Below are 15746 nucleotides of genomic sequence, written 5' to 3'. Positions count from 1 at the left end.
TCTATGACGTCAGAATTGGGAAGTCTTATTGAAAAAATAAAAAAAGAAGGTATTGAAGAAGCCCGCAGTACTGCCGACAAAATTATTGAGCAGGCGCACGCCGAAGCTAAGAACAAGCTCCACGAGGCCGATAAGCAGAAAGAAGAAATTATCCGGCAAGCGAAGGAGGAATCTGAGAGGATCATCAAAAACGGGGAAGAAGCCCTTCGCCTGGCTGGCAGGGATACGGTACTGGCACTGAAATCAAAGATTATTGATCTTTTTGATGCTATTATGAAGAGAGAAATTTCAGGGGAAATGAGTCCTGAAGTGATTAAGGAGATGCTGCTTAAGATCGCGGCACAATTTAATACAGATGGGACGACTGCTCTGGAAGTAGTGTTGAGCCCGGCCGACAAAACCGCTCTGGATAAAATGTCTGATAATATGCTTAAAAAAGTCTTAGCCGAAGAGCTGACAATCAAGGGGTCCGATAAAGTCGAAAAAGGGTTCAGGATCGGACTCAAAGATAGTAATTCATATTATGATTTTACCGACGAAGCAATTGCCCAAACCTTAAAAGCCTATCTTAATCCCAGAATTGTTAAAATACTGGATAGGAGCAGTAATGGGTAGTTATTATTATTTAGCGGCTTCTTTGCCGCACCTGAAGTTTGCTGCGAATCCGCCTATAACCGTGGCTGTTTTTTTAGAAGAATGTAAAAAATGGCTTTCTGAAAAAGATCTTGACGAGGTAACTCTCGTTAATAACAAAAATTTTAAGGCATATAAAGGCAATAATAACTTTTTAAAGGAATGGATTGCGTTTGAACATTCCCTTAAGGCAAGTCTTGCTCAGGCAAGGAAACCCGGGCATAATCAGCAGGACCTTGACCGGAACAGCAAAAAGATATTGGAACAGTCCGACCCGCTTTTGATGGAAATATCATATGAACAGGTAAAGTGGGATTTTTTGGAAGATAAAGAATTTATGTATCATTTTGATATAAATTTTTTGATGATTTATTGTATCAAAACCGGAATCTTAGAAAGATTAGCAAACTTTGATAAGAATAAAGGTAAAGAAAAATTCTATCAATTATGTGAGGTAACGTATGAACAATCAAATAGGTAAAGTACTTTCTGTAAACGGTAACATGATCTCAATCCGGTTTGACGGAGATATCATGCAGAACGAAGTCGCTTATGTAATAACGCACAACAAACGTTTGAAATCAGAAGTGATCCGGATCAATGGAGATGTAGCCTTTCTTCAGGTATTCGAAAATACTACCGGGGTTAAGGTCGGGGACAATGTGGAATTTTCCGGGGATATGCTTTCGGTCCAGCTTGGGCCTGGGCTGATGGCCCAGATCTTTGACGGGCTTCAGAACCCGTTGCCAGGCCTTGCGAAAGAGTGTGGATTCTTTCTGCCGATAGGTGTTGAAAAGAAAGCCTTATCTGATGACACGAAATGGGATTTCACACCGCTCGCCCAAAAAGGAGACAAGGTGCTGGCAGGATATCCGCTGGGCTATGTCCCGGAAGGGATATTCAGGCACAAGATCATGGTCCCGTTCTATTTAGCGGATGAATATACCGTAGAAGAAATTATTATTCCGGGTAGTTACACTATTAATGAAAAGATTGCTGTGATCAAAGACAGCAAAGGCAAAACGCTGGACTTGACCATGGTCTTCAATTATCCGGTTAAGATACCGGTAACTGCGTATCAAAAAAAGCTCCCGCCAACGGAGCCGTTAATAACCAAAGTAAGGATCATCGACACCCTTTTTCCTATAGCAAAAGGTGGGACGTATTGTATTCCCGGGCCTTTTGGCGCAGGAAAAACGGTGTTGCAGCAACTGACCAGCAGATATGCCGATGTTGATATCGTAATTATCGCGGCTTGCGGAGAAAGAGCCGGAGAAGTGGTCGAAACGCTGAAAGAATTCCCGGAACTCCTTGATCCTAAAACCGGCCGGTCGCTCATGGAAAGGACCATAATAATCTGTAATACTTCCTCTATGCCGGTAGCCGCCAGGGAATCTTCTGTCTATACAGCTGCGGCAACGGCAGAATACTATCGGCAAATGGGGCTGCAAGTATTGCTGCTAGCCGATTCGACTTCTCGCTGGGCGCAGGCAATGAGGGAGATCTCCGGCAGATTAGAAGAGATCCCGGGGGAAGAGGCCTATCCGGCTTACCTGGAATCTCGTATTGCCAGTTTTTACGAACGGGCGGGGCTGGTAGAATTATTCGATGGCTCGATCGGAAGTCTGACCATTGGCGGCACCGTGAGTCCGGCAGGAGGAAACTTCGAGGAACCGGTCACTCAGGGCACGCTTAAGGTTGTGGGTGCCTTTCATGGACTGTCTCGGGATAGAGCTAATGCCAGGAAGTTCCCGTCAATTGATCCTCTGGAGAGCTGGAGCAAATACAAAAGTATAATTGCCCGGGATCATGTCGAAATCGCTAAACAGGTCCTTTTGAACGGGCATAATGTTAACCAGATGATGAAAGTTGTCGGAGAAGAGGGTACGTCTGTTGATGATTACACGCTCTATCTCAAAAGTGATTTTATCGATAGCGTTTATTTACAACAGAATGCTTTTGATGAAGTAGACGCAGCAACCTCTGCAGACAGGCAAAAACGGGTTTTTGATAGTGTGATAACTATTCTCCAGAAAGAATTGTCTTTTAGGGATAAGAAAGAAGCGAGAGAGTTTTTTTATCATTTACGGCACAAGTTTATTGATTGGAACTACAAACCATGGAATTCTCCGGAATTTATTGCCCAGGAAAAAGAAATACTCCACATACTGGAAGGAGATAATTAATGAGAAAAGTCTGTACAAAGATTTTGAGCATGTCCGGTAATGTTATAACCGTTAAGGCACAGGATGTGGCCTATAATGAATTAGCCGAGGTAACCTCAAAAAGAGGCAGCTCTTTGGCGCAAGTGATTCGTCTTGATCAGGATATTGTCTATTTACAGGTTTTTAGCGGGTCGCGAGGGATTTCTACGGGCGATGAAGTCAAGTTCCTTGGGCATCCTATGGAAGTCGGGTTTTCCGAAAACATGTTAGGCCGGATATTTAACGGTAGCGGCAAGCCCCGCGATAATGGTACGCATATTCTCGATAATCTGGTTGAGATTGCCGGACCTTCTGCCAATCCGGTTAAGAGGATTGTTCCCAGCAAAATGGTCCGTACGAACATTCCTATGATCGATCTTTTTAATTCTTTAGTTGAATCTCAAAAGATACCTATATTTTCGGTTTCCGGTGAACCTTATGACGAACTCCTTGCCAGAATAGCCCTGCAAACGGAAGTTGATCTCATCGTTTTGGGCGGGATCGGCTTGAAATATGACCAGTATATGTATTTTAAGCAAACCCTGGAAGACGGCGGTTCCCTCAGCCGGAGTATTTTCTTTATTCATACTGCCGCCGATCCGATAGTTGAAGGTATAATGGTACCTGACCTTGCACTGGCAGTTGCAGAACAATTTGCCCTCAAGGGACAAAAGGTTCTGGTATTATTGACCGATATGACGAACTATTCCGATGCGCTTAAGGAAATTGCCATTACCATGGAACAAGTGCCTTCAAACCGTGGGTATCCTGGCGATCTCTATAGCCAATTAGCCTTCAGGTACGAGAAAGCTGTCGATTTTGAGGGCGCCGGGTCGATTACTATCCTGGCAGTTACCACGATGCCTGGCGATGATGTCACCCATCCGGTACCGGATAATACCGGGTATATCACTGAAGGACAATTCTATCTCAAGAATGGCAGAATTGAGCCGTTTGGTTCACTGAGCCGTTTGAAGCAGCTAGTCAATAAAGATTCAAGAAAAGATCATCGTGCCATAATGGACGGAATGATCCAGCTTTATTCCCAGTACAAAGAAACCGAAGAAAAGCGGTCAATGGGTTTCAGGATGAGCGATTGGGATAACAAGCTTCTTAAATACGGAAAACTTTTCGAAAACCAGATGATGGATTTAAAGGTGAATATTCCTTTAGAAGAAGCCTTAGACAGCGGTTGGAAAATTTTAGGCGATTGCTTTAATCCCGAAGAAACCAACTTCAGATCAGAGCTAATTAGCGAATTCTGGCCGAAGAATGGATTGTCCTAGAAGTTAATAATGGAAAAAATAAAACTAACTAAGAACGAATTAAAAAAACAGAAAGATGCTCTCAAACGGTATAATCAGTACCTTCCGACGCTATTGCTCAAAAAGCAGCAGTTGCAGGCAGAGATCATAAAAATAATTCACTTGGCTGGGCAAGTGCGGGCAGAAAAGACCGAATTAGAAACGAAGCTTTCTGCGTGGATTGATGTTTTCAGTGAAAATGCCGGAATTGAAGAGCTTCTTAGTGTAAAGTCGGTAATTACCAGAACCGGCAATATAGCAGGAATTGATGTGCCAACCTTTGCCGGTATGGAGTTCGAAGTGCTGGACTACGATTTTTATGGTACTCCACTTTGGGTAGATACAGGGATAGTGGTCCTCAAGCAAAGGATGGTGCTTAGTGTTAAGCTGGAAATACTCGATAAGCAACTTGCCCTGGTTCAGGACGAGCTAAGGATTACGACTCAACGGGTTAATCTTTTTGAAAAGGTAAAGATACCTCAGACAAAAGATCATATAAAGAAAATAGGTATCTATTTGGGCGATGTCCAGACAGCCGCAGTCGCTAAGGGAAAGATTGCCAAATCAAAAATTCAAAAGAAATCGGCGTATCCGGTGTAATAATGATAGAAAAAATGAAAAAACTAACATTGATAGTTACTGAAAAAGAGCGGGACTCTTTTATTCAGCAGCTTAGAACTGCCGGCGTCTTGCACATTAAGCCCAGCCAGTCCCCGGTTTCCTGCGATATCAATACCGTAGTAGAGCAACTTACTATTGTAGACAGAGCAATTTCAATTCTTACTCCTTATAACCACAAGCTAGGCAGTGTTCGCGATAGTTCGGATGCCGCGTATGTTGAGCTCTCACGCACGATCGCTAATAAGCATAGCCAGCTTGAAGAACTGGATTCCCTTAGAAAAACCTTGGAAGCTCAGCTCAACTGGTATTCCGGGTGGGGAACTGTTTCCCTTGAAGACATTAAGCGGTTTGAGCAAAAAGGAATCTTTCTTTCTTTCTATAAAACCTCCCCTGACGAATATAAGAGGATCAAAGGCACTGCGCCCATCATAACGATTAAAAAAGAAAAACATCTCATATGGTTTGTCGAAATCTGTTATAAAGAACCTTCGGTTCTCCCTTTTGAGAAAATCGAATTGCCTGAAATATCATATCAGAAACTCAAAGCTGACCTGGAAAAGATCAGTGTGGCCCAACAGGGAATATTTGATTATTTTACTGCGAATGCAGCTTATTTTCCCGGGTTGCAGCACTATAAAAAAAAAATGCAGGCTAACCTGAAGCTGCTACAAGTTAAACATGGCATGCATGAAGAAAGCCAATTTTCTTATGTTCAGGGTTATTGCCCGGAAAAGTTTTTGAAAGTCATAATTGAAGTGGCCGAAAAATCGGCGGCAGGCTATGTTATTGAGCCGCCTGATGATGTAAGCGACACGCCTGTGTACATTACCAATCCTAAATGGATAAGAATTATTGATCCTATCTTTAAGTTCATGAATACATTCCCCGGCTACGATGAACATGATGTCAGCCTGGTTTTCCTTATCTTTTTTTCTATTTTCTTTGCGATGCTAATTGGCGATGCCGGGTATGGGCTGTTGTTTCTGGGCATAACCTTTCTGGTGAGGCAAAAGTATAAAACCGCCCCTTCCGAACCTTTTTTCCTTTTGTACACGCTGAGTATTTTGACCATAATCTGGGGAGCAATTACCGGGTCCTGGTTTGGCTTTGAAAAAATCGCTCAGCTGCCTTTTTTTAATAGCCTTATTATTGCTCAATTAAGCAGTTTTTCGGAAGGTAGCAGAGACAATATTATCTCCCTCTGCTTTCTGTTGGGAGCGATACAATTAACAATAGCACATATATTAAAAGGATTGCGTATTGCTAATTCTATAAAGGTCCTGGCCCAACTTGGCTGGATCTCGATAATCTGGGGAATGTTCTTTGCCGCCGGTACACTGGTCCTTGGAAATCCGTTTCCGGCTTATGGCGGGGGTCTCTTAATTACAGGAATTGGACTTGTTCTCATATTCGCAAATTTTCAAAAAAATATTATCAAAGGGAGCGTTTCGATACTTCCTAATTTGATTCTTGACGTCATTAGCTCTTTCTCCGATGTTGTCTCCTATTTGCGGCTTTTTGCTGTAGGGTATGCCTCGGCAATAATGTCTGCCAGTTTTAATGAGATGGCCTTAGCCGGAGGCGTAGATAGTGTTGTCAGCGGCTTAATTGCTGCAACAATATTGTTTCTGGGCCATAGTTTAAATATCATTCTGGGATTTATGGCTGTAATTGTGCATGGGATCAGGCTTAATATGCTGGAATTTTCCGGACATTTGGGGATATCCTGGAATGGAAAGTATTATCAACCATTTGATGGCATTGAGCACGAAAGAGAACAAAAGGGTGAGAATAATGAATAGTATTAATATTAAAAGGAGGAAGAAAATATGATTAGTGGGCTAGGTGATATGGGATTGTCCTTAACAATAGCAGCAGTTGGTTCAGCTATGGGGACTGGAGTTGCAGGGATGGCGGCTATTGGTGCCTGGAAGAAAGCGTTTATGCAGAACAAGGCTGCTCCGTTCATTTTAATCGCTTTTGTCGGCGCTCCGTTATCGCAGACAATATACGGAATGATCCTGCGTAACGCAATAAAAACTGCCAATTTGCCCCCGGAGACGTACCCTTATCAAATGCTCATAGGCCTGGTTGCGGGTATAGCTTTGGCCTTATCGGCCTGGATGCAGGGGAAAGCGGGCGCCAGTGCAGCAGATGCAATGGTTGAGTCAGGAAAAGGATTTGCCAACTATATTATGGTTCTCGGTATCATAGAAACGGTAGCCCTTTTTGTTATGGTATTTTCTTTAACTGCCCTGCCAAAAGTGTAGTTTTTTCTCGTAATATTAGGCTAACAAATAACCGGCAGATATGTCAGCTTTTTCTATAATATTAGTAGGAGTATCAAATGAGAATTCACTATTTACAGCATGTACCGTTCGAAGGCCCCGGCATGATTAGCCTGTGGGCCAGAGAGAGCAATAATACTTTGTCGTCCACGCTGTTGTATCGGGGAGATACATTTCCCGCTCAGGATACCTTTGACTGGCTAATCGTAATGGGAGGGCCGATGGGGGTCTATGATGAAGACCGGTATGGATGGCTTGCGCAGGAGAAAGCGTTTATTAAACAGGCCATCGATAGTAACAAGCTTGTTCTCGGGATTTGTTTGGGTGCCCAACTGATTGCCGCTGTTTTGGGTGCTGAAGTAAAACGCAATACCTGCAAGGAGATCGGGTGGTTTCAGGTGAATCTTACAGCGCAAGGACGTCAGTCTCCGATGTTTAGTAGTTTTCCTGATACGTTTATGGCCTTCCATTGGCATGGCGATACCTTTGAAATCCCGGTTGGGGCCCAGCGTCTAGCTCAGAGTGAGGCCTGTGTGAACCAGGCCTTTATTTATCAGAATAGAGTCCTGGGGTTGCAATTCCACTTGGAAGCGTCTTCCCAGAGCCTGCACAATCTAATCGAAAATTGTCGGGAAGAGCTCGTTACTTCCAGCTATATACAGCCGGAAGCCTCGATAGTCAGTGAAGAAAATAAGGATAACCTCATTTCTGCAAATCAACAGATGGTTCGGTTGTTGACGAACCTGGAGATACTTAATTCCTGATAATGTCCAAAGGAGTTGATTCGAAAAAGAAAAAATATATTTGGTCTTGCAGGATTACTTCTGATGTATTAAAATAATAAACGGTTCCAAAAATAATTATCAGAAAAAGTATTGTGACTTATGAATTTATTGTTGTTTTTAATAATATTTCCTTTTTTAACTGCGACCCTATTACTTTTAGTTTCAAATGATAAACTGCGAAGTATTATTGTTAAGGTAGCCGCAGCCGCTATTTCAGCCGCATCAATCTATCTCCTTTATATTAATTTTGCCCATGATGCAATATTTTTTAAATTAGAATCGCACTTAATAACTAATGCAATGCTGGCGATAGAAATAGTCCTGGCAATTTATGTTTTTTATGTTGGGATTAAACACAAAAAATATCTTATTTCGTTGTTAATTGCCTTACAATGTCTTATTATTAGCTATTTCGAACTTACTACCGGACATCTTATTAACCCGGAGCATAATCTGTTTGTTGATAAGTTCTCCATTATAATGGCGCTTATTATTGGCATTATTGGCAGCTTAATCTGCGTTTATGCCTTAGGGTACATGAAAGACCTTCATAGCCATGATAAGTCGGAGTTGCAAGATCGAAGTCGTTTCTTTTTCTTTGTCTTGTTCCTTTTCTTATCTGCCATGTTTGGTATTGTGTTTTCTAATAACTTAATCTGGCTTTATTTTTTCTGGGAAATTACAACCTTGTGTTCATTCCTGTTAATTGGCTACAAGAAGACTGACATTTCAATCGAGAACTCCTTGCGAGCATTAGTCATGAATTTGCTGGGTGGTCTTGCTTTTGCAATAGCAATTGTTTATCTTTATTTTTCTACCGGAGTTGTTGAGCTCGACAAAATGCTGGCTTTAGGCAGTATTGTTGTTATTGTTCCGGCTGTTCTTATAAGCTTTGCCGGTATTACGAAGTCCGCTCAGATGCCGTTTTCTTCCTGGTTGGTGGGCGCGATGGTAGCTCCCACGCCAGTATCTGCACTGCTTCACTCAAGTACGATGGTTAAGGCGGGCGTCTATATTATGTTGAAACTTGCCCCTTTAATGATGGGTACCTGGGCCGGGTATATGGTTGCATTGGTGGGCGGAACCACCTTCCTTCTTGCTTCATTGATGGCGATTTCTGTGAGCAATGCCAAAAAGGTATTGGCTTACTCTACCATTGCTAATTTAGGGTTGATTGTAGTCTGTGCGGGTATCGGCACCTATGAAGCGGTTTGGGCGGGTATTTTGCTCGTGATTTTCCATGCCATAGCGAAATGTCTTCTTTTCTTGTGCGTAGGAGTTGTTGAGCAGAAGATTGGCAGTAAGAATATCGAAAATATGGATGGCCTAATCATCAGTATGCCTAAAGTAGCAATTATGATGCTTATTGGTATGGCTGGTATGTTTGTCGCCCCGTTTGGTATGTTGATAAGTAAGTGGGCGGTATTAAAAGCCCTTATTGATGTTAGTCCGGTTTTAGCAGCGCTGGTAGTTTTTGGAAGTGCCGCTACAATGGTTTTCTGGGTTAAGTGGATGGGCAAGTTAATAAGTGTAGTAAATATCCGTGAAGTTATTGAAAACACAATTAGCAAAGAAGAGTGGTTAGCTCTTTATGTATTAGCATTTTTTACTATTGCCGTTTGTGCAGTTTTTCCCTTCCTGTCTATGATACTTATCGAACCTTATGTCATCAGTGTCTATGGACAGACGACATCAATGGGAGGCGGTAATCTCATTATTATGTCGATTATGCTTGTATTGGTAATGCTATTCCCCTTTAGTTTTCTGGCTTATACCAAAAAAGTAAAATTGGTAGATACAAATATGAATGGTGCGAACATTACCCCGAACACACAATTTCTCGGGTCATTAGGACAAGTTCAGGAAATACATTTAGGTAATTATTATTTGGAACCTTTTTTTGGTGAAGCAAAACTTTCAAAAATCGCCGTTATTTTAACGAGTATATTTTTAGTAATTATGTTTGGGATAACACTTATATGAAGCTATTAATCATAATAATTTCTTATATATTTTTTGCGCCGTTAATTGGTGGATTTTTGACTGGTATTGATCGACGGATATCTGCAAGAATGCAGCGTCGGGTTGGACCTCCATTACTTCAGCCATTCTACGATGTGCGAAAGCTTTTTCAAAAAGAGAATCTTGCAGTGAGAAGATCACAAAACTATTTCGTTTTTTTCTATTTGATTTTCGTCGTTTTTGTCGGTGCTTTGTTTTTTACTGGCGGAGATCTTCTTTTAATATTTTTTGCCTTAACCTTAGCTGATATTTTCTTTGTTCTCGGCGGCTTCAAAACCAGCTCTCCTTATAGTCATGTTGGTGCGAACCGGGAGCTTATCCAGATAATGTCGTATGAACCAATGATGCTTTTTACCGTCATAGGTATGTATATGGTAACAAAAAGTTTTAATGTCAGTCAGATTGTTATGTTTAAAGGTCCTATGATAATCTATTTACTTGGAATATTTATCGGATTGCTCTATGTTATCACTATTAAATTCAGAAAATCTCCCTTCGATCTATCGATGTCACATCACGCACATCAGGAACTGATTAGCGGAATTACTACCGAATTCTCTGGAAAAACCTTAGGTTTAATAGAGATATCACATTGGTACGAGAAAGTATTCATTCTTGGTATTGTTTATTTGTTTTTTTCTTTTAATCCAATTCTCGCGATTATTGTTGGCCTGGCAACTTATTTTCTGGAAATATTTATAGATAATAGTTATGCTAGGGTCAAATGGCAGTTTATGTTGAAATCATCATGGATTGTTGCTTTGGTTTTTGGATTAGGGAATATTCTTGTTCTGATGTTTATTTTATAATTGAGGTTAATCCGGTTATGTCATATTTAAAGAGATCCCCATGGCTTATACATTATGATGCGTCAAGCTGCAACGGTTGTGATATTGAAGTGCTTGCCTGCTTAACCCCAGTATATGACGTTGAACGATTTGGAGTTATTAATACCGGCAATCCAAAACAGGCAGACCTTTTTTTAGTTACCGGATCAGTCAATGAGAAAAATAAGACGGTTATTGAGAATATCTATAATCAAATGCCCGAACCAAAGGTAGTTATTGCTGTAGGCATTTGTGCTATTTCAGGAGGAATTTTCAGCGAATGCTATAACGTTATGGGTGGCGCGGATAAGTTAATTCCCGTAGATGTCTATGTGCCGGGATGCGCAGCAAGACCGGAATCGATAATCGATGGCGTTGTTAAAGCTCTCGGAGTGCTCGATGAAAAATATAAGAAATTAAATGCTAAATAATATAGTTGTTAAGGATAATAATATGTCAGATAAAGAACAAATGATTGAGATTGAAACTATCGACCTTTTAGCTAAGGTTACGGAAATGGCTAACAATGGTTATCGCCTTGTTCAGGTTGGCTGTACCAAGCTTGATGATCTTGAAATCAATTATTCTTTTGATAAAGATTATCAGTTTGTAAACTATCGAATTACTATTAAAGATGATGCAGAAGTTCCAAGTATCAGCGGTATTTATTGGGGTGCTTTTGTTTATGAGAACGAGATACATGATCTTTTTGGTGTGAATGTAAGTAATATAAACATTAATTTTAACGGCAATTTTTATAAAACAGCTATCAAAACACCTTTTAATACAGGTAAATCAGTTGTTGGTGCATCTGTAATCGAGCAAGGTGTGAATGAAAGTAGAGAGGACTAAATTATGTCAAAACGTACAATTATTCCTTTTGGTCCTCAGCATCCGGTAATGCCGGAACCAATACACCTCGATCTAGTTGTTGAAGATGAGAGGGTTCTCGAAGCTATTCCGTCTATTGGGTTTATTCATAGAGGACTTGAAAAGTTAGTTGAAAAAAAAGATTTTATTGAACTGGTATACGTTGCAGAGCGCATTTGTGGTATTTGCAGCTTTATTCATGGGATGACTTACTGTCACGGGGTTGAGGGTATGATGAACATTACAGTCCCTGATAGAGCCAAATCTCTTAGGGTTATATGGTCAGAAATGTCAAGAATTCATAGTCATCTTTTGTGGCTAGGCTTGATGGCTGATGCGCTTGGGTTCGAAAATTTATTTATGATGTGCTGGAAAATTCGTGAAAAAGTTCTCGATATTATTGAAGAAACAACTGGTGGACGTGTTATTTTTGGGTCATGCAAAGTCGGTGGGGTTAGAAAAGATATTGATAACGAGACATTGGTGAGAATTATCGGGCAATTAGATGGGTTTAGGAAAGAGATTAAAGATGTCACGAATGTTTTTATATCGGACTATTCTGTTAAACATAGACTCGTAGGTGTTGGTGTGCTTTCGAAGGATGATGCTTATTCCTTGGGTGCAGTTGGGCCTGTGTTAAGGGCAAGTGGTGTTAGTCAGGATGCTCGCGTATTAGGTTATGGGTCTTATAAAGATATTGTTTTTGAACCTATAATTGAGACTGCCGGAGATAGTTATGCACGTTGTGTTGTGAGAATTAAGGAAATTTTTCAATCAATTGATATAATTAAACAAATGGCTGATTCAATGCCAGAAGGTCCTATCGAAGTAAAAGTTATCGGTAACCCGGATGGTGAAATTTTCATAAGAACTGAACAACCGCGAGGTGAGGTTGTTTATTATTTAAAGGGTAATGGTACCAAGAACTTGCAACGAATGAGGGTGAGAACTCCTACCTTTGCCAATGTTCCGGCGCTCACAAAAACATTGCAAGGTTGTGATTTGGCTGATGTGCCTGTTCTAGTATTGACTATTGATCCGTGTATTAGCTGTACGGAAAGGTGATAACTATTAATGTTCGATATTGCTAAAATTATTATTAAAAATTTATTTACCAAGCCAGCTACGGCAATGTATCCGTTTCAAGTAAGAGAATCGTATGCCAATACGAGAGGGAAAATTGTTTTTGATGCGGAACAATGTAGCTATTGCACTCTTTGTCAGAAAAAATGTCCGACTGGAGCAATTTCAGTAGATCGGGCTGGAAAAATATGGCATATTGATCCGTTAAAGTGTATCACCTGTAATTATTGTGTAGATAGTTGCCCAAAAAAATGCCTGAATATGGATAACCATTATACGGATCCGGTTCTTGCTGTAAATATGGCTTCATAGTTGATACCAATCCTAAAAAGCGCATGTTTGGTCATAAAAATCTATCACTCACGCGAGGTAGATTGAATTTAGATGTACTAAATTCTAAATAAAGAAAAAAAGGAGAATAATGTGTTTTGGAATAATCAAAAGTTGAAGAGTATTATTTTTAGCGTTTTTCTATTTGTTTTTTCAAGTCCGTTGATGGCAAGCGAAGCAGATTTAATTATCCCTGATCTCAATGCAACGCAACATAATCTGTTGATACTAGGTTTAGGTATATGCTTATTAGGAATGGGCTTTGGGTTATATAAATATGCTCGAGTAAAGAGTATGCCTGCTCATCAATCCATGCTGAATATCTCACAGGTAATTTTTGAGACCTGTAAGACTTACTTAATTCAGCAAGGAAAATTTCTTGTTATTTTAGAACTTTTTATTGGTGCCTGCATATTTTACTATTTCAAGGTTCTGCAGCAAATGCCGTTAAATGGAGTCCTCTTAATCCTTGCCTGGTCAGTAATCGGTATCCTTGGATCTTATGGTGTGGCATGGTTTGGAATCAGGATTAACACTTTGGCTAACAGCCGGACAGCTTTTGCTTCACTTGAAAAGAAACCGCTAAAAGTACTCAATATTCCTTTGCAGTCCGGTATGAGTATCGGTGTGCTTCTTATCTGTGTAGAGCTTATTTTGATGCTTATCATTCTGTTATTCGTTCCTAAGATGTATGCCGGTGCTTGTTTTATCGGTTTTGCAATTGGTGAATCATTAGGAGCCAGTGCACTTCGTATCTGTGGCGGTATTTTTACTAAAATTGCAGATATTGGCTCAGACTTGATGAAGATTGTTTTTAAGATCAAAGAAGACGATCCAAGAAATCCTGGAGTTATTGCTGACTGTACCGGTGATAATGCGGGAGATAGCGTTGGACCGACTGCTGACGGGTTCGAAACATATGGCGTAACCGGTGTTGCTTTAATCAGCTTTATAATATTAGGGGTATTCCCTGATTATCAGGCTGACCTGATAACTTGGATATTCGTAATGAGAATTCTTATGATAGTAACTTCAATAGTTGCTTATTACATCAATAATGGCCTTGTAAGCCTAATGTTCAGTGGAAAAGAAAAAATTGATTTTGAATTTCCATTAACATCATTAGTATGGATTACCTCAATTCTTTCTATTGTGGTAACCTTTTTAGCAAGTTACTGGCAGTTGAGTTCTCTTCCATATGAAATATGGTTTAAGCTATCATTAATAATTAGCTGTGGAACAATTGGTGCAGCACTTATTCCAGAATTTACCAAAGTATTTACAAGTACAAAATCAAAACATACACAAGAAGTTGTAATAGCTTCAAGAGAAGGTGGAGCTTCCCTCAATATCCTGTCTGGTTTAGTTGCTGGTAACTTCAGCGCATTCTGGCAAGGAATTGTTATTATGGGCCTTATGTTTATCGCCTATCTTGCAAGTCAAACTGGGCTTTCTAATTTTATGGAGTATTCAACTGTATTTGCCTTCGGACTGGTTGCTTTCGGTTTTCTCAGTATGGGACCAGTTACCATCGCTGTTGACAGCTACGGGCCAGTAACTGACAATGCGCAATCTATTTTCGAATTGTCCCTTATTGAGACGTTACCGAACATAAGTAAAGAAATTGAAAAAGATTTTGGGTTCAAGCCTGACTTCGAAGCTGGAAAAGATTATTTAGAAGAAAATGACGGTGCAGGTAATACCTTTAAGGCAACTGCTAAGCCAGTTCTGATCGCAACGGCTGTTGTTGGAGCAACAACAATGATTTTCTCCTTAATCCTGTTAATGAAGAAGTCTTTGGGTATTGAGCCAGAATCTATACTTAATTTGTTGAATCCATATACGTTATTAGGTTTTTTAGCTGGTGGATCAGTTGTATACTGGTTTACCGGAGCTTCTATACAAGCTGTTACTACTGGTGCATATAGAGCGGTAGAATATATTAAGAATAATATTGATCTTGATAGCAGCAGTAAGAGCGCTTCAACTGAGAATTCTAAAGAAGTAGTAAAGATATGTACTCAATACGCGCAAAAAGGGATGTTCAATATTTTTATTGCAATATTTTCCTTTGCTTTAGCGTTTGCATTCTTTTCCGCGCCAGTTAAATCTAATGCACCGGCAGCGTTTTTCATCAGTTATCTTATTTCTATTGCAATTTTTGGTTTGTTTCAAGCTATTTTTATGGCAAATGCCGGCGGATGCTGGGACAATGCAAAAAAACTTGTAGAAGTTGAATTAAAAGAAAAAGGCTCTGAGCTGCATAATGCTACCGTGGTTGGAGATACTGTTGGCGATCCTTTTAAGGATACTTCATCTGTTGCACTAAATCCGATCATTAAGTTCACAACTTTGTTCGGTATATTGGCAATGGAAATTGCCATCTCCCCTGCGTTCAGAGGGTATGCTTATTACGTTGGTGCAGTATTTTTCTTAATAGCTTTATTTTTTGTTGCTCGATCTTTTTATGGTATGCGAATACCTCCAAGGATTGAAAGTACTGATGCAATAGGTATTGATTCCGAAAAAAAAAATAATATAAATCAGTCAAAAGAAGCAGTAAAGCAAAACGCATAAAAGAGTTTATTTTAAGTTAAATGAGAGTCCCCGTTTTTATCCGGGGACTTTTTTTTTGTGCGCCCAGCATGGGCGCTTTCTAGTCGGTGTGAAACCGATACGGGGGTTGATAGTGCAACCGTTAGCTTAAGACAAGCGTGTCCATCGTGAGGTGGAATCTGAAGGAAGTCGGCGGCAAAGCTCTGGCAGATATGTTGTGGAC

The 15746-nt window shown here is 40.3% G+C and carries 15 protein-coding genes; all 15 read left to right on the top strand.

Going from position 1 to position 15746, the window contains the following annotated elements; translation table 11 throughout:
- The first annotated feature begins 3 nt into the window (after positions 1 to 3).
- Positions 4 to 615 carry a hypothetical protein gene (locus tag DKM50_09135; GenBank protein PZM79419.1) on the top strand — a complete coding sequence of 204 codons (612 nt, stop codon included), beginning with the start codon at positions 4 to 6 and terminating at the stop codon, positions 613 to 615.
- Positions 608 to 1114 (top strand): hypothetical protein, encoded by a 507-nt coding sequence (locus DKM50_09130; protein PZM79418.1) that lies wholly within the window; start codon positions 608 to 610, stop codon positions 1112 to 1114. Before DKM50_09135 ends, DKM50_09130 begins: the two co-directional genes overlap by 8 nt.
- Positions 1095 to 2819, top strand: a complete 1725-nt coding sequence (locus DKM50_09125) for a V-type ATP synthase subunit A (GenBank protein PZM79417.1) — start codon at positions 1095 to 1097, stop codon at positions 2817 to 2819. The genes DKM50_09130 and DKM50_09125 overlap by 20 nt, the downstream gene beginning before the upstream one ends.
- A complete protein-coding gene (locus DKM50_09120) occupies positions 2819 to 4123 on the top strand; it encodes a V-type ATP synthase subunit B (GenBank protein PZM79416.1) in 1305 nt (434 codons plus the stop codon). The genes DKM50_09125 and DKM50_09120 overlap by 1 nt, the downstream gene beginning before the upstream one ends.
- Before the next feature lie 9 nt (positions 4124 to 4132).
- The gene (locus tag DKM50_09115) at positions 4133 to 4741 is read left to right on the top strand and encodes a V-type ATP synthase subunit D (protein PZM79415.1); all 609 of its coding nucleotides are present in this window, start codon (positions 4133 to 4135) and stop codon (positions 4739 to 4741) included.
- Between the two features lie 2 nt (positions 4742 to 4743).
- Positions 4744 to 6564, top strand: coding sequence for a hypothetical protein (locus DKM50_09110; protein PZM79414.1), 1821 nt, complete (start codon positions 4744 to 4746; stop codon positions 6562 to 6564).
- 27 nt (positions 6565 to 6591) lie between these two features.
- The gene (locus tag DKM50_09105) at positions 6592 to 7032 is read left to right on the top strand and encodes a V-type ATP synthase subunit K (GenBank protein ID PZM79413.1); all 441 of its coding nucleotides are present in this window, start codon (positions 6592 to 6594) and stop codon (positions 7030 to 7032) included.
- 77 nt (positions 7033 to 7109) lie between these two features.
- A complete protein-coding gene (locus DKM50_09100) occupies positions 7110 to 7814 on the top strand; it encodes an amidotransferase (protein ID PZM79412.1) in 705 nt (234 codons plus the stop codon).
- 120 nt (positions 7815 to 7934) lie between these two features.
- A complete protein-coding gene (locus DKM50_09095) occupies positions 7935 to 9818 on the top strand; it encodes an NADH-quinone oxidoreductase subunit L (protein PZM79411.1) in 1884 nt (627 codons plus the stop codon).
- Complete coding sequence (locus DKM50_09090) at positions 9815 to 10666, top strand: NADH-quinone oxidoreductase subunit H (protein PZM79410.1); 852 nt, start codon at positions 9815 to 9817, stop codon at positions 10664 to 10666. Before DKM50_09095 ends, DKM50_09090 begins: the two co-directional genes overlap by 4 nt.
- Complete coding sequence (locus DKM50_09085; GenBank protein PZM79409.1) at positions 10606 to 11115, top strand: NADH:ubiquinone oxidoreductase; 510 nt, start codon at positions 10606 to 10608, stop codon at positions 11113 to 11115. Before DKM50_09090 ends, DKM50_09085 begins: the two co-directional genes overlap by 61 nt.
- Before the next feature lie 22 nt (positions 11116 to 11137).
- Complete coding sequence (locus tag DKM50_09080; GenBank protein PZM79473.1) at positions 11138 to 11536, top strand: NADH-quinone oxidoreductase subunit C; 399 nt, start codon at positions 11138 to 11140, stop codon at positions 11534 to 11536.
- 3 nt (positions 11537 to 11539) lie between these two features.
- A complete protein-coding gene (locus DKM50_09075) occupies positions 11540 to 12619 on the top strand; it encodes an NADH-quinone oxidoreductase subunit D (GenBank protein ID PZM79408.1) in 1080 nt (359 codons plus the stop codon).
- A 9-nt stretch (positions 12620 to 12628) separates the two neighbouring features.
- Entirely contained in the window at positions 12629 to 12949 is a 321-nt protein-coding gene (locus DKM50_09070; GenBank protein ID PZM79407.1) for a 4Fe-4S ferredoxin, read from the top strand.
- Between the two features lie 111 nt (positions 12950 to 13060).
- Positions 13061 to 15544: a sodium-translocating pyrophosphatase gene (locus DKM50_09065; protein ID PZM79406.1), complete on the top strand. Its 2484-nt coding sequence runs from the start codon at positions 13061 to 13063 to the stop codon at positions 15542 to 15544.
- Positions 15545 to 15746: the final 202 nt, after the last annotated feature.

Source organism: Candidatus Margulisiibacteriota bacterium (assembly GCA_003242895.1).
GTDB lineage: Bacteria > Margulisbacteria > Riflemargulisbacteria > GWF2-39-127 > GWF2-39-127 > GWF2-39-127.
This window is presented reverse-complemented; position numbering and strand designations above follow the sequence as displayed.